Origin of the sequence: Novipirellula rosea (assembly GCF_039541335.1) — a bacterium.
Taxonomy (GTDB): domain Bacteria; phylum Planctomycetota; class Planctomycetia; order Pirellulales; family Pirellulaceae; genus Novipirellula; species Novipirellula rosea.
In genome coordinates this window covers 85,086-110,176 of record NZ_BAABGA010000064.1, presented here as the reverse complement: position 1 = coordinate 110,176, position 25,091 = coordinate 85,086, and the positions used below count along the sequence as shown (strand labels likewise).

Here is a 25,091-nt window from a genome sequence, read left to right as displayed (position 1 = left end):
GGTTAAACTTGGGTTTACAAACGGGACGCCACGTCTTGGCGTGATGCCGCGAAATCAGTGAGCCCACGGCTCACTGCTGATTCGCGGCGCGGCGGTGAATCGATCGAGACATCGCCAAACCGGGTTACTCAAGCCAAACCGGGTTACTCAAGCCAAACCGGTTTACTCAAGCGCGAGCCGCGAACAGACGGAATCCATGACCTCAGGCACGAAGATCCGTAATCTGATGCGGCTGCTCGATGCGTCGGACGCTCCGGTGTGGGCGATCGATCCCGCAGGCAAATTGGTGTATTTGTCGGCCGCCACGGCACGTTGGCTGGGATTAGAGGTTGAGCGGTTATTGCAGCGGCGTGCGGTCGCAGGCAGTCCCGTTTCCAATGATCCGCTTGATCTTTTGGCGGCAACGCTCTCGCCGCCTCCAGGGCTAAAGCACCGCGGGACCGCGTCACTGCGAGTGCAACCGGCTGGAGATGCAAAACATCGCATCGATCCGATCGATGTTCGCTTTGTCCGCATCGGTTCGGGTGAATCCGGGCTGACGATCGCGATCGGAGGCCGGTTTAGTGACCGTGTTCCCGACGAGGAAATTGCTGACGCGGCAATCGTGCGGCAACAACTCGATGCCTGGCGAAAAAAGCACGCTTCCATCGCAACGGTCGCCACTGCTGGTGTCTCTTCGTCGGCTAAACGGATGCGAGCTCGTATCCAGGTTGCCGCAAATGTGCGAACGCATCTGGGATTTTTTGCTCCTGCCGGCGCTAATTGCGAATCGATTGCCCTGCGGGTTCATCAGCAATCCGCGCCGCGTGAACCGATCGCGATCGTCGATGGACCGTTGATGGATCCCGAACTACTTGATGCGTCGATCGTTCCGGTGGTCAATCAACTTGCTAATTCCGCCGACGCAAAAGCCACCGTTTTAGTACGGGGGTTGGATGAAATGCCATTGGATGCCCAGCGGCATTTGGTCCAGTTGATTAGTTCTTACAGCGATCGGTTGCGATTGATCGGATTGTGTAGCGATCAATCCAATCTCGATGTGCCAGCGGACGAAGGATCTCTGGCGAATGTGAGTGATCGCGAAGTGGTGATTGGGATCAAGCCACCGCCGCGGCAGATCGACGCCGCCTTGGCCGATCTGTTGGCCTCGCTGACAGTGACGATCGAACCCTTGGCGTCTCGCGTCGAGGATATTCCTCTGTTAGCCGCTGCGTTGGTCGATTCACATCATGCCGCCCGAGATGGCGTCGGAGAACGTCTGAGCCGCGCCGCGATCGATGCATTGGTGATCTATCCATGGCCTAACAATTTCGAAGAACTTGACGCAGCGATGCGACATGCCGTGCGAAACGCAACTCGCGAATCGATTGGACCGGAGAATTTTCCGCTGGCGATTCGCTCCTTTCGGCCCGGCGACTCGCTGGCTCGCCGGAAAGTGCAAAACATTTCGCTCGATGAGATGCTCGAGTCGTTTGAGCTCAAGATGATCAAGAGTGCGGTGGAGATCAGTGATGGCAATCGTGCTGCCGCCGCACGGTTGCTGGGGATCACCCGTTCGCGATTGCTGCGGCGAATTGATGCAGTCCAAACCGAAGCGACCACGTCGCCACCGCGACCCAAAAAATCGTCTTCACCCAGCGATGGCGAAAGTGCATGAAAACGATTGCAAGCCAATGGCTCGAGGCGTCCAACGAGGTCACATGGCTCGTGGCGGAGCAAGACAACCGCTGGTCCGACGCGGCCCGTCGATTCAGTCCCGAAGGGTTGTCCGATCCTTGGATCCCGCGGGTAGTGTCCTGTGAAGCGAGCGAGGTGCCACGGCGAATTTCGCGTCACCCGTTGGCCAAGTCTGGCTCGTGCCGCCGCATGCCCATTATCGTGCTGTGGGAATTGACGCCGGCCTCGATCGCCAAAATGTTGCGGGTGGTGACGCAAGTCAAAACGGCGTTTCCGGGGGTGATTCAAATCGCCGGGATGACGGGGATCCCCGGTTCGATGCAGGCCACGATTTCCGAGTTAGGGATCCCGATCACGCTGGCGGCGCCCGAAGCCCTGCAGAATGTGGCTCGCCGAATCAACTCGCGGGCCTTTCGCACGTTGTCCCCTAGCGAGTCGTCCGCTATCACGACGGCTCTCGAGGGCTGAATCTGCGGGACTGCCGCGGCTACCGACCTTGCCAGGGTGGCGAATTGTGGTCAGGCTTTCTGGTTCGAATCCATCCCGTTCCTACTTTCCTTTCGCTGAATCGATATCCATGTCCGCTTTGAATACTGACTCTGTTCGCGCCGCGATTGAATCGTTTCCTGATCCTGAAACCGGGCGTCCCATCGGCTCGATGGGGCAAATCAAAGAGGTGCAAGTCGAGGGCAACACCGCCACCATCACGCTTGGATTGACATCCCATTCCAGCCCGATCGCGGACGAAATCGCCGATGCGATTGATTCTAAAGTCGTTGCCGCGTTACCAGGGACCCAGGTGAAAGTTGACATTGTCGATCACCCGCGTCCGCCGGCACGTCTGGGACAGGTGGGACTGCGTGTGAAAAGTGTGATCGCTGTCGGCAGCGGTAAAGGAGGTGTGGGCAAGAGTACCGTCGCCGCGTCGATCGCATTGACGCTACGTCAACTCGGCAGCCGTGTGGGGTTGATGGATGCGGATGTCTATGGCCCCAGCATTCCTCATCTGCTTGGGTTGTCGGGGCGACCGGCTGTGAATGCGCAGAAGAAAATCGAACCCATCATGCTCAATGATGACAGCGGACATCCGCCGATGCCGGTAATCTCGATGGGATTTCTGGTCGAGCCCGATCAAGCGGTGATTTGGCGTGGTCCGATGTTGCATGGATCGATCAACCAATTCCTAGGCGATACGAATTGGGGCGAGCTGGATTATCTGGTGATCGATATGCCACCGGGAACGGGAGACGTCGCGCTGACGCTGTCGCAAGCGTTGCCGTTGGCAGGCAGTGTGGTGGTGTGCACCCCGCAAGAGGTTGCACTGCTCGATGCGATCAAGGCGATCAGCATGTTTCGCAAGGTAAACATTCCGATTTTGGGAATGGTCGAAAACATGAGCGGGTTTATGTGTCCCGATTGTGGCAAGACCTACGACATCTTCGGCCGTGGCGGTGCTCGAGCGAAGGCCGAAGAGTTGAATGTTCCGTTTCTGGGAGCACTACCGATCGATATCGACTTGCGAACCGGTGGCGACGAAGGACGGCTTGCCAACGTGCTTGCTGAAAACGCGCGAGCGCGAACTCCGATCGAAGCGGCCGCCAAAGCGCTCGTTCGCACGCTGGCGTCTAAGGCCGCTGCGAACCCACCCAAGCCAAGCTTGCCGACGCTGTAACGCATTGCCGAACGCATCGCAGCGAAAGTCGCCAAGGCTTTCGTCGGATCCACAAAACGATTGCGGAGATTTGGAGTTACGGATTCGAAACAGCCACGCAAACAACCAGCTTTCGGGCTTCATTGCCGGTGCAGCCCCGATTGCAGGGATCGGTTGTTATCCCCGCTAAAACTGCCAAATTGGCACTTTTTGTGCTTTTTAAAACGAAAAAAGCCGCATCAGAGAATGAACTCCGACGCGGCTTTTTTTAACTTCGGTTCTACTCAGAAGAGAAGAGCTGTCCAGCGGACTAGCGACGCTTCTTAGCGGTCTTCTTCTTAGTAGCTTTCTTGGCTGCTTTCTTAGCGGCCTTTTTCTTGGTTACTTTCTTAGCAGCCTTCTTTGGAGCTGCTTTCTTAGTAGCCTTCTTCTTGGTTGCTTTCTTAGCAGCTTTCTTTGGAGCTGCCTTCTTCGTAACCTTCTTCTTCGTTACTTTCTTTGCAGCTTTCTTAGGTGCTGCCTTCTTCGTAACTTTTTTCTTGGTTGCTTTTTTCTTGGCCACGTTCTTCCTCCGCGAGAAAGGGCACGTTAGTGAGTCCTTGTGACTTTATTAGAACAGCGTTCTAAAAGTCACCGGCCACGGCTCACCAATCGTGATTGGAAGTTGAATCTCAGAGCGTTGATGATCCACATCAGTGTTGCTCTTGCTTTCAACCGTTTAGAAACTGCGCGTAACTGTACGCGCTTCTGAGAATTCCGCAACATCTTTTTCATGAAAAAAGTGCTTGCGATGAAATTTTTTTTTGGTAAGTGAACGCGTTTTTGTTGCTTAGGATTGAGTCATTGAAGATGAAAAATGCATTGAATCATCTGGCATAGACCCTGTTTAAGCGTTTGCACGTGATTGAAATTCAACTTCGGTTTTGCAAGCCACATGACTGCAAAAAAACTTGCTCTGTGAACACAAAATTTGCAAATGATTTATCGCCAACGCCCCGTCTGTTGCAACATTTGGTAATTGCTAAACGCTAATGACAAAAACAAAATGCCCATAAACGTTTGGTGCTGTTTGAATGCGTACACCGTCAACAATCCTGCGCTGATCACACTGATCCACAATGCTTGATCACGTTGGCCACCATTGATCAACACAAGTGAGTTCATGATCCGGCCACCATCGAGTGGCCATACCGGCACCAAATTCAACAGCGCCCACAAGACACTTGGGAAAAGGTAAAACAAAACAATCGCATACAAACCATGACTTGTGATCGGATCTCCTTCCATCACGCCAGGGATTTTGGCCAATCCAAGTGGCACCACGCTGTCGACGATCGCGAGCGCTTCGATTCGAAAGCCTGCGACTTTTAAACCGCCGACTAACAACGCGGCAGACACGATTTGAGCAAGCGGACCGGCCAGAGCGACCCACAAATCTTGCTTCTCGGTTAACCGGCCCGCCGAACGTCCCATCCCAAACGAGCTGCTCGGAATCGCAAGGCCGCCGAAGTGATACAGCACGATCGACGACTGAATTCCAAATTGGCGAAACGCAAACGCATGCCCCAATTCGTGAATCAAAATCGACACCAACATGCACAGCGCCCAGAGCATCAGCAGCGGCAGTTGCCCAGGGCTGCCTTCGCCCGAGTGAAGGAACATCCCGTCGACGCCACGGACCAAATTAAATCCAAAAATCAACGCACCAAGCCAAAACGACCAGGCGATTCGGACCGGAAATCCGAATAGCTCAAAACGAATGTCGTAATTGGATTCCGGGGGATCTTGAAGCATCGGGTCTGCAGTATGGGGTGGATGGACGGTGAGAATGCAATCGCTGCGTTAGTCTAACAACTTGGGGTCGTTAGCGGCGTGATTCGTCGCGGTGCTAACGTTGGCGTCGTTCGCGTCGTTGTTCGTTTTCGATGTCGCGGTGGTGAGTTGTAGTCCCATTGCTTCCAGGCTTGCTAGATGGCTGTTCCAGGCGATTCGGTGGGGTTGGCCGATCGGACACTCATCTTCGTTTAAACCGAGCGACAGCACGCGTACGCGGTCGTGACGGACTTGTTTGTCGACAAGCGGCATGTCGAGTTCCCGCGAGCGTGAGGATTCCTCTATCGCGATTTGTTGCTCGGACTTCCATGCACATGCGATCCGGTGCAGCGCCACCACGCGGAACCAGTGCCATGGCTTTTCCACCTGCACATGGTGTTGGCACCAATCCCAATCGAAAAACTTTTCCAGGTCCGCGGGTTGGATCAAGAAACAGCGAACGCACTTCTTTCGCACCGCTTGTCGGTCTTCGCATGTCATCACGAACAACCACGCTTTGCGCGGAAATGGCGTGGTCGCTAACAAGCCTGCGATATGGCCAACGGCATCGTTAAGCAGTTCAAAACCAAGTGTCCCCTCGGTCTTCAAAATAGGGTCGTCGAGCGTGGTTTGATCCGCGATTTTTTTGACAACGTCCCGCACCGCTTCGTTGTCGTACAGATCGTTCAGCGTGGTCTTGGGAGCGACATTGCGAAACAGCAGCACGACGTCCTCGTCATGGTCCGCCGCGGGACTCAAATGGTGCATCTGGAAGATGAAGTCATCGGAATCGCCCGACTGCATTCGCTGTAGTGCATTGAGCCGCCGTCGAAACAGCAAAAACCAACTCGCCGCAAAACCACTCAGAAAGCCCAACGCCTTGCCGATCAATTCGGGAACCAAACGCTCCCACTGGAGACTCCAGAACCAGTCCGTTACGAATTGCACGTTCGAATCCTTCGGGCTTGAGGGGACAACACACGTTTCGTTGCAATCGTCACTCGGATTGCGTTGGCGTCTGGATTTGAATCTCGATGTTCGGTGCCGGGGCGGCGGGAGTGTGGCTATGGCCTGGCAAGCTTTCGATTCCAACAGCCAACGCGACGCCGATCAATAACGCCGCGGTCAATTTGAGCCGGTCATGATCGTGAAAGGCAACTTCAGGCAACAAGTCAGCCAAGGAAATGCAGATGAAAAAGCCTGCCGAGATCGCCAGGCCCCAGCCCAAAACCGTGCCATCCGTGGAAAGTTGATTCGCACCGATGTAAAAAGCGATCGCACCCAGCGGACACGCCAACGAGAAAGTTAAATTCACTAAACTCTGCTGGGTAGGCGTCCAGCCTCCCTTTTTCATCACGGACGTAATCGCAAACGCATCCAAAGGTTTGTGCAGCACCACGGCAAGAAAGGTCCCCAATCCGGCAAGTCCTAGCCACGGGTTGTGATGCGATTCTGCCGTCACGCTGGCGGCAAGCGCGACGCCGTCCATCAACGTGTGCAATCCGAGTCCCAACAGCATGCCGAGCCAACCGATGTCTTTGGCATGGTCATGTTTGCCGTGCGAGTGCCCGTGATCATGTGAGTGCCCATGATCATGCCCGTGCCCATGATCGTGCCCGTGCCCATGATCGTGCGAGTGATGATGGCTGTGTTTATGCCCGTGTCCCTGCTCGTGTCCCTGCTCGTCGGTTGCCTCATCAGGCCCTAATCCTCCCGGCGTTTCGATCGCCCCATGAGCATGGGTGTGAAAGGCGCGAAGCAAGATAAACATCGCGATGATGCCCCCTAACGCGGCGCCACCGGTCATGGCGGCCGATTGCATCAGGTGAAACGCGTGAGGCAGCATGTGCAGCATCGCAATGCCCAGCATCAGCCCTGCGACGAAGCTCATCAGCAGCTGGGTTCGCAGGTGCGTCATCCGCATAATCGCCGGCAGCCATCCTCCCGTGACGGATCCGGCAATGATCAAAATGCAATAAACCGCCAGTAAAGAGCCTGTCATGAATCGTGAGTTTGCCGTCGAAATTTGCACATTGAGAGGAAGGAATGCCACAAAGGGTACGCTTTTGCACTGGACCCGCAAGTCGCGGTTCCCGTCAGTCCGTCGCAATTTTTTGCTCGAAATGCTCCGAATCGACACCGATTATGGGTATCCTGAACGTCATGGCGGATCGCATCGCTGATTGTGAATGATGCAAAAGTAGGGGATTGCCGGTTTTCCCCCGGGCGGCGAGAAATGCAATGAGGGACGGGGGCACGGTATCTGTACTTGGTTTCTCGAAACACGAACGATCGAGGCAGCAAATTGAATTCGTCCTCAGCCAACGCGAGCCGATTCGCCGAACCGAATACGTCGTTGAACTTCTCGACCTCACCGGCTGCGCCTAGGACGGTGCTGAAACGACTGCAGCCATGGTTTTTGTCGATCGTGCTGCACACGCTGCTTCTGCTGGCGTTGGGATTGTGGGTGTTTGACCGTTTGGCGGGTGACGCAGGGCACCGAATCTGGGCGACCTATCCCGCTGACGATTCCGCGATGGCCGATTTCACGGTGGCATCCGTCAGCGCGTACGATCCAACAGTGGCGGCATCGATGACCCCCGCAGCGGTGCTTGAGCAACCCGTAGCAGCCCGGTTGGATACGCCGCCGGATCTTTCGCCACTCGATGCCCTGGACATGTCCAATCCACCGTCGGCATCGTTAGTGTCGATGGAATTATTTAAACGCAGTGACGTGTGGGGCGAAGAAGTCCGTGTCGGTGAAGCGAAAAAAAAGTTGTCCAACCTCACTCGCGAAGCGTCGGGTGCCGACAAGTTGATCGCCGCGACGGGAATCGGCCAGGCGGGCGAAGTGGTGACCGGCGCCATCCGTAGCGAACTCGAACAAGGTGACACGTTGATCGTGTGGCTATTTGACGCATCGGCAAGCTTGACGCATAAGCGCAGCCAGATGGCGGACCATGCGGAATCGTTTTACAAGTCGATCGAGGCGTTCAATACCAAGCGACGCGACAAAGCCGAGAATGAAAACACGCTATTTAGCAGCGTGATTGCGTTTGGACAAAATTGGCGAGAAATCTTGCGGCCCACTCACGTCGGGGCTCGCGCGATTTCAGCGATGACCAAAGTTCCGATCGATACCACCGGAGACGAAAATGTGATGTCGGCGGTCACGCAAGCGGTTCAGTTGTACCGCGAACAACGCAATCGCCAAGAACGCATCATGATCGTCATCCTGACTGACGAATCAGGCGACGACACATTGCAGCTCGAAGACACGATCGAGTATTGCCGCAGCGCCGGAGTCGCCGTGCACGTGATCGGTCCCAATGCGGTGATGGGGTGCGAACGTGGGTCGCAACTGTGTCAAATCCCTAGCGGCGGGCGTGAGTACGCGTTTTGGTTGCCGGTCAAGAAAGGTCCCGAAACATCTTTGCCCGAACGCTTTCTTGTTCCCTATTGGCACGAGTCCGCGCTTCCGCTGTGGCAACAATCCGGCGCCAGCGTGGCGGCGAACACGCCGTGGTACGGTGGTCCCTATCGCGAGCGGTTGCACTCGGGGTTCGGACCGTTTGCCTTGACGCGGTTGGCACTGCAAACCGGCGGCTCGTTCACGATGCTCGATGAAGACGCCACTCGCAGCGTCGATCAATGGGCTAATCGAAAAGACTATTTGCCCGATTATGCTTCGGTCAATCAGTATGTTCGCTCGCTGCATGATTATCCGGTGCGACAATTTGTGGTCGATGCCGCGACGCTCAGTTACCAGCAAGTCGAGCTCTTTGTGCCACCACGGATGACGTTTCTCGGCGAGCGATCGCCGGTTTATCCATACCCGGTCCTGCATCCTTACGTTGTGCCCGCTAATTTTCGCACTCAGCTTTCACGCGTCTTGCAAAGCGAACGGACTCGGATTGAAAGAGCGAGTGAAGTATTGCAGTCGTTGATTGTGCGTTTGGAGGACACGGCGGTGCCGTGGCAAGATGAAACCTCACCACGATGGCAAGCTTCGTTCGATTTGACCAAAGGACGCGTGTATGCCACGCAAGCACGTTATCTCGAGTACTTGGCGGCGACACAAAATGTGAAACCGTCATTGTCGCTGGAGACTAACGAGATCACGTTGCTGCCCGATGCTACGCTGCGATCGTCCGAGTCAAGGTATTTGGTCGATTCGGCGGTCCATTCACTGCAAAAGTGCATCGCTGAGCATCCCGACACACCGTGGGCCTATTTGGCTCAGTGGGAACTTGATGTTCCGGTGGGATTGCGAATCCAGCCTGCGGTCATTCCTCGTCCTCCACCGCCGCCCCCGCGGCCACCCGGTGGCCCCGGTTACTCAACAAAGTCGTCGTCCGGGTCGTCATTTTCGTTTCCCCGCTTGTAGCGGCCACGACGCCAATCCGGCTAAGGTTGTGACAATACTTTGTCAAAAAATTCGATCATCGCCTTGCTGGTTTGAGGATTCAAGAACGTGATCAAATGGCCTTGCCCGGGGATGGTGGTTAAGTCGCAGAGGATCCCCGCCGCTTTGGCTCGCTCGCGAAACACAAGACTGTTTTGAATTGGCACGATCGAGTCAGTTTCCCCATGGATCAGATGAACCGGCGGATCCTGGGCAGAGACGTGCGCCGTCGGCGAGGCCGCTTCATAGACACTCGGTTTTTCACTGCGGGATCCACCGAGAAAGTACGCCAATCCGGTGTTCTCGGGCGGCAGGTTGCGAAAGTCGCACGGCGGGCCGCCAACGCAAACCGCTTGGATCGCTGGCAGTTTCTGCCAACGCTCGTCGTCCGCAGCCCACTCGCTGGACGCCAACTTGGTTTCCATCGGTTCGTCGCTGAGTACCGAAACCAACAACGACAAATGGCCACCCGCGGAATAGCCGAACAGTCCGATGCGGCGGAGGTCCAGTGAGAAGCGAGTGGCATTCTCTTGGGCCCACACCAGCGCTTCGCGAACATCATCGACTTGCGAGGGGAATTTGTAGCGAGGCGCCAGGCGATAGTTGATGTTGATCGTGGCGTAGCCATGTTCGGCCAAAAAGCGTGCATAGCCTTCGATGGTCCATTTATCGCCGCTCATCCATGCCCCGCCGTGTATGATCACCACGGTGGGGAAGCCGCCGGGAGGCGTCTCTTGGCCGCCGGGAAGGATGACGTCGCAGAGCCCCGTCCGATCCGCCCGCTGACTGTATCGCTGGTTCACAAACGTCCGCGGTTCGGTCGACTTGGCTGCCGAAGCCGATCCGCCGCTAGACGATTCGGATGGAATGGCGGCCGGTTGGGACGTCGATTTGTCTTGTTCGGTAACTTCTTCGCCAGCTTGTTCGGCAACTTTGGTGGGGGGGGCGGCCGTCAGCGGGCTGGTGGCGGCCAGAGCAACGATCGCGGTACATGCCCAGCCAAGCCGTGCGGAGGCGTTTGTCGTGAAGCGGCGACAGAGTGTCGCGAAACTTTCAAAATGATGCATCAAAAATCCTTTAAACGCCGAATGCAATCGAATCCTCGCGGTCGCGAAAATTCCGTCCAACCGTGAAAATGGGGCGGTGGGAGCGTTGCGTTGACAATCGTATAATACGTTCCTTGTCGACCCTGTTTAGTCGTCTTACTCGTACAAAGTTCAATATGGCCATCGAGCTAAACACCGTTCCCGAAGCGGTAGAAGCCATTCGCCGAGGCGAAGTTGTGATCGTCGTGGATGCAGAAGATCGCGAAAATGAAGGCGATTTTATCTGTGCCGCTGAAAAAGCGACGCCGGAAACCGTTAATTTTATGCTCTCCGGCCGCGGCCAATTGTGCGTTTCGGTGCTGCCCGACGTCTGTAAGCGACTTGAGCTTGCGCCGATCGTCGCGCTGAATGATGCCCCGCTGAAAACCGCCTTTATGACCCCCGTCGATATCCGCACCGCGAGAACGGGGATCACGGCACGCGAAAAAAGCGAAACGATCCTGCGGATGACCGCCGACGATTGTGCGGCCAACGAATTTGTCCGACCTGGACACGTCTACCCGTTGTTGGCCAAAGAGGGGGGCGTGCTTCGCCGCGCCGGACACACCGAAGCGTCGGTCGATCTGGCCCGAATGGCCGGTTTGCAGCCCGCCGGAGTGCTCTGCGAAGTCCTCGATGAAACCGGAGACCGCGCCTCGCGTGACTCGCTCTCGGCGATCGCCCAGAAAAACAATCTGAAAATCATCAGCATCGAGCAGTTGATCGCCCATCGCCGCGTCAGCGAAAAACTGATCAGCCGAGCTGCCGAGGCGGAATTGCCGACCAAATATGGCAACTTCAAAATCATCGTCTACGCGGTTCAATACGAAGACCAGCAACCGATCGCATTGGTCTATGGCGACTTGAATGATGATCAAGATGGCACCGCCGCGGCGCCGTTGGTACGGATGCACAGCAGCTGTTTCACCGGTGACCTGATCTCGTCGCTGCGTTGCGATTGTGGTGATCAACTGCAGATGGCTCTCGAAACGATCAGCAAAGAGGGCCGAGGCACCTTGGTCTATTTGCCTCAGGAAGGACGTGGGATCGGATTGGCTCAGAAAATTCGGGCCTACGCATTACAAGACAACGGGATGGACACGGTCGAAGCCAATCACGCGCTCGGTTTCAAGGCCGACATGCGTGACTATGGGATCGGCTTGCAAATCTTGAAGGACCTGGGGCTGAGCGAAGTTCGGTTGTTGACCAACAATCCGAAAAAGACCGAAGCCTTCAACCTGCGTGGTTTTGATCTGCGTGTGGTCGATCAGGTTCCGATCGTCTCGGCGGTGAACGAGCACAACCAAAAGTATCTCAGCACCAAACGCGAAAAACTCGGTCACAAGTTGCCGAACCTCTAAGGCGTCGCAACGCCAGCGTTTCTTTTTCTACTAGATCCGACACGACGACGCCGAATAGCTGCCCAGAATGAAAGACTCTCTCTCGGAATTTAGACCCGCTCGTGTCGCGATTCTGGGCGTGGGGCTGCTGGGTGGCAGCGTGGCTCGGGCGATCCGCCAATCGGTCCCCGCCGTGCATGTCGTCGGCATTGTTCGCAATGCTGAAAAAGGCCAGCGGTGGGTTGATCTGGGAGTCGTCGATTCGGTCACCGAATCGATCGAACAGGGGTGTCGCGATGTTGACGTCGTCGTGGTGGCGACACCCGTCGATAAGGTTTCCGAAAAAGTGATCGCCGTTGCTCAGGCGACCAAGCCAGATTGTTTGATCACCGATGTTGGCAGCACCAAACAAACGATCGTCAATGCGGTCAGCCAATGCCCCGCCGCGGTTGCCAAGTTTGTCGCGGCTCATCCGATCGCGGGGAGCGAGAAAACGGGCGCCGAACATGCCACAGCGGACTTGTTCGTCGGCAAAGTGGTCGTGTTGACCCCCAGCGACCAGACACCCGCGGGTTTGCTCGAGCGAGCGGAACAATTTTGGCGGCTCACTGGTGGACGGATTGTCACGCTCAGCCCCGAGGAACACGATACGCACTTGGCGTCGGTCAGCCATGTGCCGCACTTGGCGTCCTCGGCGGTGGCCAAATTGGTCTGTGAGCAATCAGCGGATTTGGTGGGCAGCGGATGGACCGATATCACCCGCGTTGCCGCAGGCGATCCCGCGATGTGGTTGGCGATTTGTCAAGAAAATCGGGCCGCGATCGAAGAACAACTTCGCCGGCTCGCCGGCTCGATCGAAGAGGTCCGCCAATGGATGCACTCCCACGACGACGAGAGTCTGCTGCGGTGGCTAAAAGAGGCGAAAACGATTCGAGATTCGTTTTGAGTCAGCTCGGGCGTGATAAAAACGCCGCACGATACTGCAAAACTTCGCCTTCTGCAGAGAGGACGAGCGATTGCTTCTTGGATTTCCGGCGATACCGAGGCCCCCGGGGCTATGGAATTTAGCGCCGTTGGCGTAAAAAACGGGGACGTCGACCTCGACAACGATCCAAACGTTCGACCACGATCCAAACGCTGGCCCTTCAGCGAATACACTTCACTTCGAAATTTTGAAATACTGGAAACGCAACCATGCCGCTTTGGCAAATTGATATTTATCCGGCCGAAGGTCAAGTCGATCGTGAAGCCAAGCGAACCCAAGAAGAAATTCACGAACTTGGGCTGCATGACAATTTGGACGTCGACTGTGCCCGCAGCTTTTTGATCCAAGGCGATTTCGCTCACGACCAAGCGGTCCAGCTTGCCAACACCCTGTTGGTGGACGCCGTCACCGAACGCTCCGTCGTTGCGATTGCCGGCCAAGACGTGCTCAACGAGCCGCCCGGCGACAGTTTGACCCTCGTCAACGTCCTGCCCAAGCCCGGCGTGATGGACCCGGTGGCCGCCAGTACGATTGCGGCAGCCAAGGACATCGGGTTTAACGTCGACGCCGTGCGGACGCTTCGCAAATTTTGGATCAGCGATGTGGACGATTCGGTGCTCGATGCGATTTGCCGCCGAGCACTCTCGAATGACTCGGTCGAGCAGGTTGTGGTGGGACCGCTCGAAATGGACCAGCTGGATGTCGGATCGGCCGGCCAGTTCGAGCTCAACACGATTCCAATTCGCAAGCTCAGTGATGCGGAACTCGAAACGCTTTCCAAAGAAGGGCAGCTCTATCTGACGCTGGTCGAGATGCAGACGATTCGCGATCACTTTGAATCGATTGGTCGCGACCCGACCGACATCGAACTCGAGACCGTTGCCCAAACGTGGTCCGAGCACTGCAGCCACAAAACGCTAGCCGGTCGCATCCATTATCGCGGCCCCGGTGCCGACGGGACCCCCGAGGCGGACGAGCGTCAGTACGACAACATGCTCAAAGAAACGATCTTTGCCGCCACGCAAACGATTCGTAGAACACTTGGCGATGACGATTGGTGCGTCAGCGTATTCAAAGACAACGCGGGCGTCGTCACGTTTGATGACGAGTACCATGTCTGTTTCAAAGTCGAAACACACAACCACCCCTCTGCACTGGAGCCTTACGGTGGAGCCAACACGGGACTCGGCGGCGTCATCCGTGACCCGATGGGCACCGGAATGGGCGCCAAGCCGGTTTGCAATACCGACGTGTTCTGTTTCGCGCCGCCGGACACCGATCCGACCGGTTTGCCACCTGGCGTGCTGCATCCTCGGCGAGTGATGAAAGGGGTGGTTTCCGGAGTGCGTGATTATGGCAACCGGATGGGCATACCGACCGTGAACGGCGCGGTTTACTTCGATCGTCGTTATCTCGGCAATCCGTTGGTGTATTGCGGCAACGTCGGCATCATTCCCGTTGGCATGGAAGAAAAGGAAGTTCAGCCTGACGATTTGATCGTGGCGATCGGTGGACGCACGGGCCGCGATGGAATTCACGGCGCAACGTTCAGTTCGGCGGAATTGACCAGCGAATCGGAATCGCTCTCCGGAGGTGCGGTGCAAATCGGTAACGCGATCACCGAAAAAATGGTCCTCGATGTGTTGATGCAGGCTCGCGACCGTGGCCTGTTTAACGCCGTGACCGATTGTGGTGCGGGCGGTTTTTCGAGTGCGGTGGGCGAGATGGGCGAAAAGCTCGGCGCCGAAGTCTGGCTCGAAAAGGCGCCGCTGAAATACGAAGGTCTCAGCTATACCGAAATCTGGATCTCCGAAGCGCAAGAACGCATGGTCTTGTCCGTACCTCAGGACTCTTGGGACGAACTTCGCGAGCTTTGCGAAAGCGAAGGGGTCGAAGCGGCGATCCTAGGACGCTTTGCTGCGACCGGTCGTCTGCAACTGACTTACCACGGCAACGTCGTCGGCGATGTGTCGATGGAATTTTTGCACGATGGACGACCGCCAATCATTCGCGACGCCGTCTATCACCCGGCACCGACCACGAAGGCCGAGTTGCCATCGCTGGACGATGCCGGTCATCGCGACGTGCTGTTGAAAATCATGGGCAGCCTGAACGTCGCCAGCAAGCACTGGATCATCCGCCAATACGATCACGAAGTCCAAGCGGGCAGCGTCGTCAAACCGTTGGTCGGCCCGATGTGCGATGGTCCCAGCGATGCGGCGGTGGTCAAACCACGATTGGAAAGTCGTCGCGGTTTGGTGATTTCGTGTGGCATGAATCCTCACTACGGTGATTTTGACACCTATCACATGGCAACCTCGGCGATCGACGAAGCGATGCGTAACGCGGTCGCGGTGGGCGCCGATCCGGCCAAGGTCGCGATCCTCGATAACTTCTGTTGGGGGTACACCGATCGCTCCGAAACGCTTGGTTCGCTGGTCCGCGCCGCGATCGCGTGCCAAGACATGGCGGTCACGCTGGGGACTCCGTTTGTCAGCGGCAAAGACAGCCTGAACAACGAGTTCAGCTACAACGACGCGGATGGCAATCGTCAAACGATCGCGATTCCGCCGAGCTTGCTGATCAGTGCGATGGGGCAAATTGATGACGTCGCCAAAGCGATCACGATGGATGCCAAAGCGGCGGGCAATGCCGTCTTCTTGGTCGGCGAAACGAAATCGGAACTCGGTGGATCGCACTTGTTGCTTTCGCTCGGGTTAGATGGCGGTCAAGTGCCATCCGTGGACGCGGTGCAAGCGAAGAACACCTTTGCCGCAGTCCATCAAGCGATTGGTGGACGCATGATTCGCGCCTGTCACGATTTGAGCGAAGGTGGTTTGGCGGTTGCCGCTACCGAAATGGCGATGGCTGGCGGGTTGGGGATGAGCTTGAATATCGACGCGATCTGCAAAAAATCGGGGCTCTCGGCGACCGAGGTGATGTTCAGCGAGTCGAATACTCGCTTCCTTTGCGAAGTGCCAAGTGATCAAGCGGACGCATTTGCCGAGCTGTTCGCAAAATCAGCTGTTTCTGCGACACGGCTTGGTACAATGGACGCCTCTGGCAAATTGGCGATCATGACCGATGCCGGACCTGCGCTAAGCGTTTCGCTGGCCGATGCCAAGGCAGCTTGGCTGAAGCCGCTGAACTGGTAGTCCCTTCACTTCCCCGATCACCCGCCGCATTGAAAACCGACGAAACCACAATGATTTCAGCGATCGAAAGAGCCGCATACACCGTTGTTGTCTCGCGAGGTCAATCGCGGAACCCGCAGAAGCGGGCGATCGAACAACAGCTCGCTGACGCCGCTGCGAAAATCGACGGCGTCGACGTGTTGGTGGTTCCCCATTTGTACGACTTGCCCAAAACGAGCGAGTCGTATCAGCAGTTGTCTCAGGTCGAGGGCGACTTGATCGTCTTTTCGTGGATCTATTCCCGGGCCGCCCATTGGGTTCTGGACCGCAATGGCGTCCGCGGCCAATTAGTCGAAACGGAGATGGGCGAGGCGAATGCGGACGAGTCGGATGACGAAGCCGAAGAACCCGTTAACGGGCAAGCGAGTGATGCCGAGGACGGGGACGACGCTGTCGACCGAGTCGCGACGTTGTATCCGCGGCCGGACCGCAAGATTCACTGCATCGACTTGAAAATCGCTGGCGATGCGGAACCGTATCTCAACGAGCTGAAGCGGATTCTCGGTCAGCAGATTGACGACGAAACGTCGCCACGAAGTTTGCCGATCATCGGTGGGAAATTGGTCGAGGTCGAAGAGCAGACTTCGCGACGATGGTATCCCGTGATCGACTTCAGCCGCTGCACGAACTGCATGGAGTGTGTCGACTTTTGTTTGTTTGGGGTTTATGGCGTCGATGCTGCCGAGACCATTTTGGTGGAACAGCCCGACAATTGTCGCAAAGGGTGTCCGGCGTGCAGTCGGGTCTGTCCCGAGAACGCGATCATTTTCCCGCAGCACAAAGCGCCCGCGATCGCGGGTGCCGAAGTCGAAGGGGACGAGGGATTCAAGATTGACTTGTCGCAATTGTTTGGCGCCCCGGCCGGCAGCGACGATCCGATTGCAACCGCGGCCCGCGAACGCGACGAACAGTTGTTGTTAGCAGGCCGCGACACCGTTGGCATCGACGACCAACTGCTCAAACGGCAACAGCAGCACGCCGCCAAACCCAAAGACCAACTCGACCGCCTGATCGACTCGTTGGACGACTTCGATCTGTAGAGTTTCGATCGCCCCATCGCCACTTCACTCGCGAACGGTGGTGTGAATTAACTTTGCGTTTGGTTGTATCGGCAACGCTTCACCCGCCCAGTAACGCCGGGAGGGTCGGAAATCGAGCCTTCCGCGAGACTTCCGGGGAGGGCCTCGTGGCGTCAATATTGCCCGTTGATGTCGCTTGCCCGCTCCGCCCGGACAAGCCGAACGGAAGCGATGACGTACCGACATGCAACGCGATCTTTAGTCCCTGAGTTCGACACGCTGCACGTTTTGAAGCGTGAGATCGTTCGATGATTCCATCGCACCCAGCCACAAAGTGGCGAAATGATGTAGCCATGGGCGTCAGCCTATGGACCACGAATCAATCCCGCGCCATGAGTCCCGAAGGGACGGCAGGAACCGTTGCGAAACCCATTCCTGTCGCCCCTTCGGGGATTTGCGATCGTGTTCGCTCACGCATCCATGGGCTCACGCCCATGGCTAAAGCCTGTCGTCCCTGCGGGACTATGTACGGTTGCAGCGTTCGAAAAGCCACGAAGTGGCGACAAGATGTAGCCATGGGCGTCAGCCCATGGACCAAGAATCAATCCCGCGCCATGAGTCTCGAAGAGACGGCAGGAACCGTTGCGAAACCCATTCCTGTCGCCCGTTCGGGGCTTTGCGATCGTTTTTTGCTCACGCCCATGGCTAAAGCCAGCCGTCCCTGCGGGACTACGTTCGGTCGCCGCGTTAAAATTGCCTCGACGTGCCGAAGTGACGATTGGGCGAGGGATTTTTGGCAAGATCCGCTTTGGCATTGGATAGGAGGGATCTTTAGCAAGATCCACAACGGGAGGCGGTTAATTTGCGCCGCGGCGGTCGGGGCGATAGCCGGTGCTTTTGCGGTCGCGGCGTTGCTTTTTGCTGCCCTTCTTCTGTTCGCCGCTGCCCTTCGCATCCGCTTTGGCAATCGTGTGCACGTAGTCGCCACGGAACCGTTTGTTCGCGTCTTGACGTCGCGCTCGGATCGCTTCTTGAGGTGGCTTCGACGGGATCAATCCATCACAACCGTCACCGATCAAATCGGTGCGGCCGACCGAACGCAGTGCCTCGCGGACTTCGAAATAATTCTCTGGTTTGAAAAATTGCATCAATGCCCGCTGCATCTTCCGCTCTTTCATTGCCTTGGCAATGTAGACCGGTTTCTTCGTAAACGGGTCAAGCTCGGTGTAATACATCGTGGTGGCAATATCCAGCGGCGCGGGGATAAAGTCTTGCACCGCATCCGGCTTGTAGCCATTGCGTTTTAAGAACAACGCCAACTCGATCATCGCTCGCACATCGCTGCCGGGGTGCGATGCGATGAAATAAGGGACAATGAATTGCTTCTTGCCAACTCGTTGCGACTCTTCTTTGAAGATGTCGGTGAAATGTTCAAAGTCGTCGTTCTTCGGTTTCCGCATCTTGTTCAGCACGCCAGCGTCAACATGCTCCGGTGCCACTTTCAGCTTGCCGCCCACGTGATGCGCCGTCAATTCCTTCAAGTACTCGGGCGATGTACGCGCCAAGTCCATCCGAATACCGCTGGCGACAAGCACCTTCTTGATGCCTGGCAGATTTCGCGATTCTCGCATCAGTTCAATCACCGGCGTATGGTCCACGCCCAACAGTTTGCAGATCTTGGGATGCACACACGATTGGCGACGACAAACCGCTTCGACCTCGGGTTTAGTGCAGTTCATCTGGTACATGTTCGCGGTCGGACCACCGATGTCGCTGACCACTCCCTTGAACGATTTGTCCTTGGTCATTTTCGAGATCTCGCCAAGGATCGATTCTTTACTGCGAGACTGGATGATCCGGCCTTGATGCGCCGTAATCGAACAGAACGTGCAACCCCCGAAACAACCACGCATGATCGTGACCGAGTTCTTGATCATCTCGTACGCGGGAATCGGTTCCTTGTAACTCGGGTGAGGACGCCGGGTGTAGGGTAGCCCGTAGATCTGGTCCATCGCCGCTTCGGAAATCGGCGGTTGTGGAATGTTACAGACCACGGTTTGGGTGCCATGGTTTTGCACCAACCGTCGTGCGTTGTACGGATTGGTTTCGTTGTGAATGATACGAGTCGCTTCGGCGAACGCTACTTTGTCGCGAGTGACCTCGTCAAAGCTGGGCAGGGTCAAGGCGTCCTCGGGAATCGCGTCGGACTCGGATGCCCCGAGCACATAAGCGACGCCAAGCATGTCGCGGAGCGCTTTAACGTCCTCGCCTGCTTCGAGTCGCTGGGCGATCTCGACGATCGCGTTCTCGCCCATCCCAAAAGCGACCAGGTCAGCTTTGCTGTCCAACAAGATCGAGCGTTTGACTTTATCACTCCAGTAGTCGTAGTGAGCCAAGCGTCGCAGCGAGGCTTCGACACCGCCGGCGATCACGGGGACACCCTTGTAGGCTTCGCGTGCCCGTTGGCAATACGAAAGCGTGGCTCGGTCGGGCCGCAAGCCGATCTTTCCGCCCGGCGAATAGGCGTCGTCGTTACGGACCTTTTTATTGGCGGTGTAGTGGTTGATCATCGAGTCCATGTTGCCGGCGCTGATGCCAAAGAACAAACGTGGACGGCCGAACGTTTTCCATGGATCACACGATCGCCAATCGGGTTGGCTGACAATGCCGACGCGGAAACCGGCCGCTTCAAGCGTCCGGCCAAGAATCGCCATCGCAAAGCTGGGGTGATCAATGTAGGCATCGCCGGTGACAAACACGATATCGAGCTCGTCCCAACCACGCTGGCGAGCCTCCTCCATGCTCATCGGCAACGGGCGAGCGGCCACTGGGCCCGTCGGGGCGCGGCCTCCCGCAGCCAAATCGGACAAGTAGTCGCGTGGCATCGCAGGAGCGGGCGAATTACTGCTGGAAGGATCAATAACCGGTAACTGCATCAAAAAACTGGTTTATTAGAGTGCGGGTTTATTTGCGAGCGAGGCTCGAGGGCCGATGAGAATTCGCGACGGCGCACCCATTGTAAGGCGAAACCCCCAATCCGATAGCGATAATCTGTGATCCGCTCGACGAGTCGTCGTGAAAGAGCTCGACGGGGCGTCGCGAAAGCGCGAGACGGGGCATCACAAAAGAGCGGATGGCGAGGCTAAACGCTCGTCGGGGGGGCAACGATCCGCGCTGGATGAGTCCATTTATGCCGGTTAAGGCGACTAAGCCGTGGGGGGGGATGGGGGCATTGGTTCGGTTCACCGAATAAATGAGTGAAAAAGGGGCAATGGGGCTAAAGCGGAAGCTAGCGTTTGCTTGACACGGTGGGGCACCGTGTAGACATCGGGAATCCGATGACTGAACTCGTTTGTAATTTGAGTGTTCTGATGACCACTACCGAACCATCCATGCCGATTATCGATCGCGAGCAATTAATTCAGCGAATGATGGGAAGTGCAGAGATGGCGAAACGGATGCTTTGTCGGTTTGTTGAGACGTCGCGAAACGAATGCGACCTGATCGAATCCACAGTGCGGATGGGGGACAAAAGTTCACTCGCCTCGCTAGCCCATCGGCATAAAGGAACCGCTCAAACGATGGCGTCCGCCCGCGTGGCTCAAGTGGCCGCCGCGCTCGAAACACGGGCTCATTGTGATGAAACCTCCGAGTTACTCGCCATGGTGGATGAACTGCGTTCGCTGCATTGCGAGGTCCGAGAGTTTTTGAATGATGAGTTCTCAGTGAGCGTTCCTTCGGATCGTGGAGAGCAGAAATGACCATGAAAATAACTAGTAAGACGACTCATATCTTGGTCGTTGATGATGATCCGATCGCCGCGGAAACGCTGCGTCATGCACTCTCGTATTTCGGATACTCCACCGCCGTTGCGGCGGATGGGGTCGAGGCGCTGCGCTACGTTCGCACCGGCAAATATCGAATGGTCATTTCGGATGTCGAAATGCCGCATATGAATGGCATCGATCTGTGTCGCGAGATCCGCCGACGCAATTCGTGCGACTACACGTATGTCATTTTGTTAACCGGACGCTGCGACACCGAAAGCGTCGTTGAGGGGCTTGATGCCGGCGCCGACGATTACATTGCCAAACCGTTCAGCCCCAGCGAGATGTTGATGCGAATTCGCGCAGGCGAGCGACTTTTGCTGCAGGAAAGCCGCGAGTTAATGATTTTTGCGCTCGCCAAGTTGGCCGACAGCCGCGACAACGAAACCGGCAGCCACCTGGAACGAATCCGCGAATATTGTCGATTGCTGTGCGTCGAGCTTTCGACATGGCCCAAATTTCAAGAGACGATTGACGGGATCTATATCCAATCGATTTACGAAACCAGTCCGCTGCACGACATCGGCAAGGTCGGCATTCCCGACCGCATTCTGCTTAAACCGGGAAAGTTGACGGCCGAAGAATTTGCGGTCATGACTCAGCATGCAAAGATTGGCGGCGACACGCTCCGCTCGGTCGTGGACGCTCATCCCGAATCGACCGTGTTGCATATGGCTTATGAAATCGCGATGACGCATCACGAACGCTGGGACGGAACCGGTTATCCGAACGGTCTGGCGGGCGAGACGATCCCGCTTTGTGGACGTATCGTGGCCGTCGCGGATGTTTATGACGCGTTGACCAGCGAACGCGTTTACAAGCCGGCGTTTTCCCATGACAAGGCGGTCGAGGTGATCAAGGAAGGTTCGGGGTCACATTTTGATCCCGATATGGTCACCGCGTTCCTGAAGCTCGAGGACGAGTTTGCCAAGATCAAAGAAAATCTCAATGATGCGCTGGAAACCGAAGATTCCGAGTTTCTGCCGTTGCTAAGAACTCCGTCAACTCCATCGTGGGCGTTACAGATTAACTAATCCCACCCACCCACAATGACGAGCCACCGAATCGGATTATTACTTCGATTCATGCTAGCCCGAACAACCCCACCGACCGATTGAATCCCAATAGTCGTTGTGCGTAGCAGAACCGCCGCGCGTCAATTGATGGGGCTGAAATAATCAAGGACGATGGGGGCATCGAGGTGAAGGTTCTAAATCTGCGTGCGGGGCGAGATCATTCGCCAATAAAGTGGTTGGCAATCACATTGACGGTCGCACTCCTTGCGACTCCCGCGTACGCCGCAGGGACAATTAGTAACGCCTTGTCCGCACGCGAAGCGGGACGTGGCGGAACCAATCTCGGCTTTGGCGACAATGGCGTACTGCTGCATGACAACGCCGCCGGCATGCAAGGTCTCTTCGGCGATTGCGGATGCAGCGATTGCCGTTGCAGCGATTCGTACATCGATATCGGTGGCGCCGGACTGTTTACCGACTTGTCCTACTCTGACGACGACAACCCCACCACCGACGCGGCAGACAATCCTACTGGACTTGGCTATTTCATGATGGCCCGCCGCTGGAACGAAGACATCGTGCTGGGCTTTGGTGCGTTTGCTCCTGCCGGCTTTGCATCGGACTACGATTTGCAAGGCCCCGCGACGCTGCCCGGGACTCACACCTACAAATCCTTTGGTGCGCTGGTTCGCATCTTGCCTGGAATCTCGGTTCGTATGACCGATCGCTGGACCGTCGGGGCTACGCTTGGCACGGCGGTAAGCCACGTTGAAATCGAAGGACCGTATTACTTGAATTCGGGACCACTCCGCGGCACCCCGACCATGTTGGATATCCAGGCCACCGGGGCAGCCCTCTCTTGGTCCTGCGGAACCCAGTACGCTGTGAGTGATCGCACCACGATCGGTGTTCATTATCAAAGCGAAAATGAATTTAAATCGGATGGCAAAGCAGCGGTCGACATCACGCCACTAGGGCGGAGCTATTATGACGTCGAGTTTGGCTTGACCTGGGCGCGATCGGTGGGCGTTGGGATCATGCACCAAGTCGATTCCTGTCAGCGGATCGGGTTGGATTTCGAATGGGAAGATTGGTCTAGCGCCTATGACAACGCGAACCTTGTCTTTACCAATCCAACCAATCCTGTTTTCAGGACTGTCGCAGGCCCGAAGATTGACGAGGTCTTTCCCTTGCGATGGAAAGACGCATTGATCGTCAGCACGGGATACGAACGCGATCTTGATGATCATCGAACCGTCCGCTTGGGATATCGTTATCAAGACAATCCCATTCCCGCGGCAACGACATCAACCTATCTGCAGACCACGTTGCAGCATCACTTTTCGGCGGGCTATGGATTCAAGCACAGCGGATGGGAGATCGACACGGCGTATCAATTCGCCTTTGCACCGGACGTGCACACCGGGACAAGTGCTTATCCCGGTGATGATTTTTCCAATGCCACCGTCTCGACGCAAACGCACATGGTGTTTGTCAGTGCGATGCGTCGATTCTGATCACGTCGATTCTCTTCGCGGGCATTAGGGTTGCCGCAGCACGATTATCGTTTCGTCATTTCCATGACCACGACGTTCTCGTTGACTTCGGCGACCACGCGGATCTCTTCGACCGTGGATTGGACGATTTTGTCGGCCAATTTCAACATGTCACCGCGGCTGCGGTAAATGAGATGCCAATCCATGAACATTTCCATGTAGCCAACGTCGCGGATCTCAGGCAAGAAGTTCGCAATCACCAACTTGCCACCGGGGCGGACACAATCGAACAGATTTGCGGTCAATCGCATCGCGGTCGAATCGGCCAAATAGTCGTACAGTCCCGTTGTGTAGATCAAATCAAACGAGCCGAGATCGAGATTCCCGGTTAGCATTTGGCGAATGTTGGCGGTCACGGGATCGATTCCGTAACGTCCATAGCGAGTCTGGATTTCTTCGAGACTCTCGGCATCGGCGTCCATGGCGACAAACCGGTCGAAGCGGTTGCGACGGACGGCCACCGACAAACTTGCTTCGCGAAGATGTCCCGCCGCGACGGCCAAGACCTCTTGCCCACTTTTTTGGCGAGCCATTTTGTCCAGCAGTTCCGCAACATAACAGCGTCGTTCACGCACGCCAGCGGATGCTGGGGCCGCGGTGGTGTAATTAAACACGGCTGAACCGACATGGCTCGCTGCCGGGCGCTGCCAATCCTCTTCGCGACCGTAGATGTAATCCATCATCACCGCGTCACCCGCATAGCCACGCGGTTTATTGAACGCTCGCGAGGTGAACGGATCTTGATGAACCAATTGGCAAACGGGATGGGCTCGCCCCTCTTTGATGAATTCGGCCCATTGGTCTTTGGACGATTCGTGGCGGATGTCACGCAGTTCGTGGAACAAAACGTCCACGGCGTCTTCAATCGCGTCGCTGTCCGATGCGGGCGAAGCCAACACCGAGTTCACATGATCCAATAAGGTCTTGAGATAAGCGGCGCTGTTTTTTGCCGGAGACGGTGGCGTCTCGCTCTTGGTTTGTGTTGAGTGTATTACGTCCGACGGTCGGACACGTCTGCGGAAATCCTGTGACATCACGTTCATGATGCGTTTGCCCCTACGAAGAAAAATGAGAATAGCCAGCGAAAAGATGTAGTGGTTTAAACCCTGCAGGTTCAAAACATACTCGTGTCGCCAACAGGTTGCGAGCAATATTCCATAGCTGCGGAAACTGTCAAGCTGATGCAAGGAGTTGTTCGCAGCTCGCGTGAAAAAGGGGCACGTTCCGGTTGTAGCGTCCAGGAAAGCTGGTTTGCGCGTCGCGCAAACATGAATTTGTAGCGGCTTTTCCTTGCAAACAACTCTATTGACTAACCGCTATGACCGTCAGAACAAGCCTTGCGGGTCAGCGCATTCTTGCGCCTCCGATGCGCGTTGGCACGGCTCGGACACCTGCTGCAGCAGGGGTCGGTGGCCCTGCGAATTATGCTGAAAAAAAGTTCTATTTCTGCTGTAAAGACCGCTTGAACTCAATTTGTGATCTAGGCTTCGGCAGGACGCGGCGCAAACACCCGCATTTGTTTCG

General features: G+C 56.2%; 18 protein-coding genes. 11 read left to right on the top strand and 7 right to left on the bottom strand.

Annotated elements, in window-relative coordinates:
- The first annotated feature begins 196 nt into the window (after nt 1-196).
- The 3 genes from ABD971_RS23315 to ABD971_RS23305 all read left to right on the top strand — a co-directional run bounded on the left by ABD971_RS23315 (nt 197) and on the right by ABD971_RS23305 (nt 3,349).
- Entirely contained in the window at nt 197-1,657 is a 1,461-nt protein-coding gene (locus ABD971_RS23315; RefSeq protein ID WP_345326053.1) for an AAA-type ATPase lid domain-containing protein, read from the top strand.
- Complete coding sequence (locus ABD971_RS23310; RefSeq protein ID WP_345326050.1) at nt 1,654-2,145, top strand: hypothetical protein; 492 nt, start codon at nt 1,654-1,656, stop codon at nt 2,143-2,145. The genes ABD971_RS23315 and ABD971_RS23310 overlap by 4 nt, the downstream gene beginning before the upstream one ends.
- A 109-nt stretch (nt 2,146-2,254) precedes the next feature.
- Nucleotides 2,255-3,349, top strand: a complete 1,095-nt coding sequence (locus ABD971_RS23305; RefSeq protein WP_339943899.1) for an Mrp/NBP35 family ATP-binding protein — start codon at nt 2,255-2,257, stop codon at nt 3,347-3,349.
- 289 nt (nt 3,350-3,638) lie between these two features.
- Here the strand turns inward: ABD971_RS23305 and ABD971_RS23300 are convergent, their stop codons facing one another.
- From ABD971_RS23300 to ABD971_RS23285, 4 genes are all read right to left on the bottom strand, one after another.
- On the bottom strand, nt 3,639-3,890 hold the full coding sequence (locus tag ABD971_RS23300; protein WP_339943897.1) for a hypothetical protein: 252 nt from the start codon (nt 3,888-3,890) through the stop codon (nt 3,639-3,641).
- A gap of 419 nt (nt 3,891-4,309) precedes the next feature.
- On the bottom strand, nt 4,310-5,122 hold the full coding sequence (locus ABD971_RS23295; protein WP_345326046.1) for a site-2 protease family protein: 813 nt from the start codon (nt 5,120-5,122) through the stop codon (nt 4,310-4,312).
- Nucleotides 5,123-5,170: 48 nt separating this feature from the next.
- A complete protein-coding gene (locus tag ABD971_RS23290) occupies nt 5,171-6,088 on the bottom strand; it encodes a hypothetical protein (RefSeq protein WP_345326044.1) in 918 nt (305 codons plus the stop codon).
- 49 nt (nt 6,089-6,137) lie between these two features.
- Nucleotides 6,138-7,142 carry a ZIP family metal transporter gene (locus ABD971_RS23285; protein ID WP_345326042.1) on the bottom strand — a complete coding sequence of 335 codons (1,005 nt, stop codon included), beginning with the start codon at nt 7,140-7,142 and terminating at the stop codon, nt 6,138-6,140.
- A 303-nt stretch (nt 7,143-7,445) separates the two neighbouring features.
- Between ABD971_RS23285 and ABD971_RS23280 the strand changes: the two genes are divergently transcribed.
- Nucleotides 7,446-9,527, top strand: coding sequence for a vWA domain-containing protein (locus ABD971_RS23280; protein WP_345326040.1), 2,082 nt, complete (start codon nt 7,446-7,448; stop codon nt 9,525-9,527).
- Between the two features lie 20 nt (nt 9,528-9,547).
- Here ABD971_RS23280 and ABD971_RS23275 read toward each other — a convergent pair whose 3' ends face one another.
- Nucleotides 9,548-10,612 carry an alpha/beta fold hydrolase gene (locus ABD971_RS23275; protein WP_345326038.1) on the bottom strand — a complete coding sequence of 355 codons (1,065 nt, stop codon included), beginning with the start codon at nt 10,610-10,612 and terminating at the stop codon, nt 9,548-9,550.
- 155 nt (nt 10,613-10,767) lie between these two features.
- On the opposite strand from ABD971_RS23275, the gene ribA reads away from it, so the two are divergent.
- The 4 genes from ribA (at nt 10,768) to ABD971_RS23255 (ending at nt 17,189) form a co-directional block, all read left to right on the top strand.
- Complete coding sequence (ribA, locus tag ABD971_RS23270; protein WP_339943886.1) at nt 10,768-11,991, top strand: GTP cyclohydrolase II; 1,224 nt, start codon at nt 10,768-10,770, stop codon at nt 11,989-11,991.
- Nucleotides 11,992-12,058: 67 nt separating this feature from the next.
- Nucleotides 12,059-12,916: a prephenate dehydrogenase gene (locus ABD971_RS23265; protein ID WP_345326036.1), complete on the top strand. Its 858-nt coding sequence runs from the start codon at nt 12,059-12,061 to the stop codon at nt 12,914-12,916.
- Nucleotides 12,917-13,164: 248 nt separating this feature from the next.
- Nucleotides 13,165-16,110: a phosphoribosylformylglycinamidine synthase subunit PurL gene (purL, locus tag ABD971_RS23260; RefSeq protein WP_345326034.1), complete on the top strand. Its 2,946-nt coding sequence runs from the start codon at nt 13,165-13,167 to the stop codon at nt 16,108-16,110.
- Between the two features lie 50 nt (nt 16,111-16,160).
- A complete protein-coding gene (locus tag ABD971_RS23255; RefSeq protein WP_339943880.1) occupies nt 16,161-17,189 on the top strand; it encodes an ATP-binding protein in 1,029 nt (342 codons plus the stop codon).
- An 836-nt stretch (nt 17,190-18,025) separates the two neighbouring features.
- Here the strand turns inward: ABD971_RS23255 and ABD971_RS23250 are convergent.
- A complete protein-coding gene (locus ABD971_RS23250) occupies nt 18,026-20,104 on the bottom strand; it encodes a YgiQ family radical SAM protein (RefSeq protein ID WP_345326031.1) in 2,079 nt (692 codons plus the stop codon).
- Nucleotides 20,105-20,539: 435 nt separating this feature from the next.
- Between ABD971_RS23250 and ABD971_RS23245 the strand changes: the two genes are divergently transcribed.
- The 3 genes from ABD971_RS23245 to ABD971_RS23235 all read left to right on the top strand — a co-directional run bounded on the left by ABD971_RS23245 (nt 20,540) and on the right by ABD971_RS23235 (nt 23,528).
- On the top strand, nt 20,540-20,929 hold the full coding sequence (locus ABD971_RS23245) for an Hpt domain-containing protein (protein ID WP_339938898.1): 390 nt from the start codon (nt 20,540-20,542) through the stop codon (nt 20,927-20,929).
- 2 nt (nt 20,930-20,931) lie between these two features.
- Nucleotides 20,932-22,029 carry a response regulator gene (locus ABD971_RS23240; protein ID WP_339938896.1) on the top strand — a complete coding sequence of 366 codons (1,098 nt, stop codon included), beginning with the start codon at nt 20,932-20,934 and terminating at the stop codon, nt 22,027-22,029.
- A gap of 167 nt (nt 22,030-22,196) precedes the next feature.
- Nucleotides 22,197-23,528 (top strand): OmpP1/FadL family transporter, encoded by a 1,332-nt coding sequence (locus ABD971_RS23235; RefSeq protein ID WP_345326028.1) that lies wholly within the window; start codon nt 22,197-22,199, stop codon nt 23,526-23,528.
- 44 nt (nt 23,529-23,572) lie between these two features.
- Here ABD971_RS23235 and ABD971_RS23230 read toward each other — a convergent pair whose 3' ends face one another.
- Nucleotides 23,573-24,610 (bottom strand): class I SAM-dependent methyltransferase, encoded by a 1,038-nt coding sequence (locus tag ABD971_RS23230; protein WP_345326026.1) that lies wholly within the window; start codon nt 24,608-24,610, stop codon nt 23,573-23,575.
- Between the last annotated feature and the right edge of the window lie 481 nt (nt 24,611-25,091).

Bases quoted from the DNA above. Each gene is read 5' to 3' on its own strand.
- ABD971_RS23315 (WP_345326053.1), top strand. From the start codon at position 197: ATGACCTCAGGCACGAAGATCCGTAATCTGATGCGGCTGCTCGATGCG.
- ABD971_RS23310 (WP_345326050.1), top strand. From the start codon at position 1,654: ATGAAAACGATTGCAAGCCAATGGCTCGAGGCGTCCAACGAGGTCACA.
- ABD971_RS23305 (WP_339943899.1), top strand. From the start codon at position 2,255: ATGTCCGCTTTGAATACTGACTCTGTTCGCGCCGCGATTGAATCGTTT.
- ABD971_RS23295 (WP_345326046.1), bottom strand. From the start codon at position 5,122: ATGCTTCAAGATCCCCCGGAATCCAATTACGACATTCGTTTTGAGCTA.
- ABD971_RS23285 (WP_345326042.1), bottom strand. From the start codon at position 7,142: ATGACAGGCTCTTTACTGGCGGTTTATTGCATTTTGATCATTGCCGGA.
- ABD971_RS23275 (WP_345326038.1), bottom strand. From the start codon at position 10,612: ATGCATCATTTTGAAAGTTTCGCGACACTCTGTCGCCGCTTCACGACA.
- ribA (WP_339943886.1), top strand. From the start codon at position 10,768: ATGGCCATCGAGCTAAACACCGTTCCCGAAGCGGTAGAAGCCATTCGC.
- ABD971_RS23265 (WP_345326036.1), top strand. From the start codon at position 12,059: ATGAAAGACTCTCTCTCGGAATTTAGACCCGCTCGTGTCGCGATTCTG.
- purL (WP_345326034.1), top strand. From the start codon at position 13,165: ATGCCGCTTTGGCAAATTGATATTTATCCGGCCGAAGGTCAAGTCGAT.
- ABD971_RS23255 (WP_339943880.1), top strand. From the start codon at position 16,161: ATGATTTCAGCGATCGAAAGAGCCGCATACACCGTTGTTGTCTCGCGA.
- ABD971_RS23250 (WP_345326031.1), bottom strand. From the start codon at position 20,104: ATGCAGTTACCGGTTATTGATCCTTCCAGCAGTAATTCGCCCGCTCCT.
- ABD971_RS23245 (WP_339938898.1), top strand. From the start codon at position 20,540: ATGACCACTACCGAACCATCCATGCCGATTATCGATCGCGAGCAATTA.
- ABD971_RS23240 (WP_339938896.1), top strand. From the start codon at position 20,932: ATGAAAATAACTAGTAAGACGACTCATATCTTGGTCGTTGATGATGAT.
- ABD971_RS23230 (WP_345326026.1), bottom strand. From the start codon at position 24,610: ATGAACGTGATGTCACAGGATTTCCGCAGACGTGTCCGACCGTCGGAC.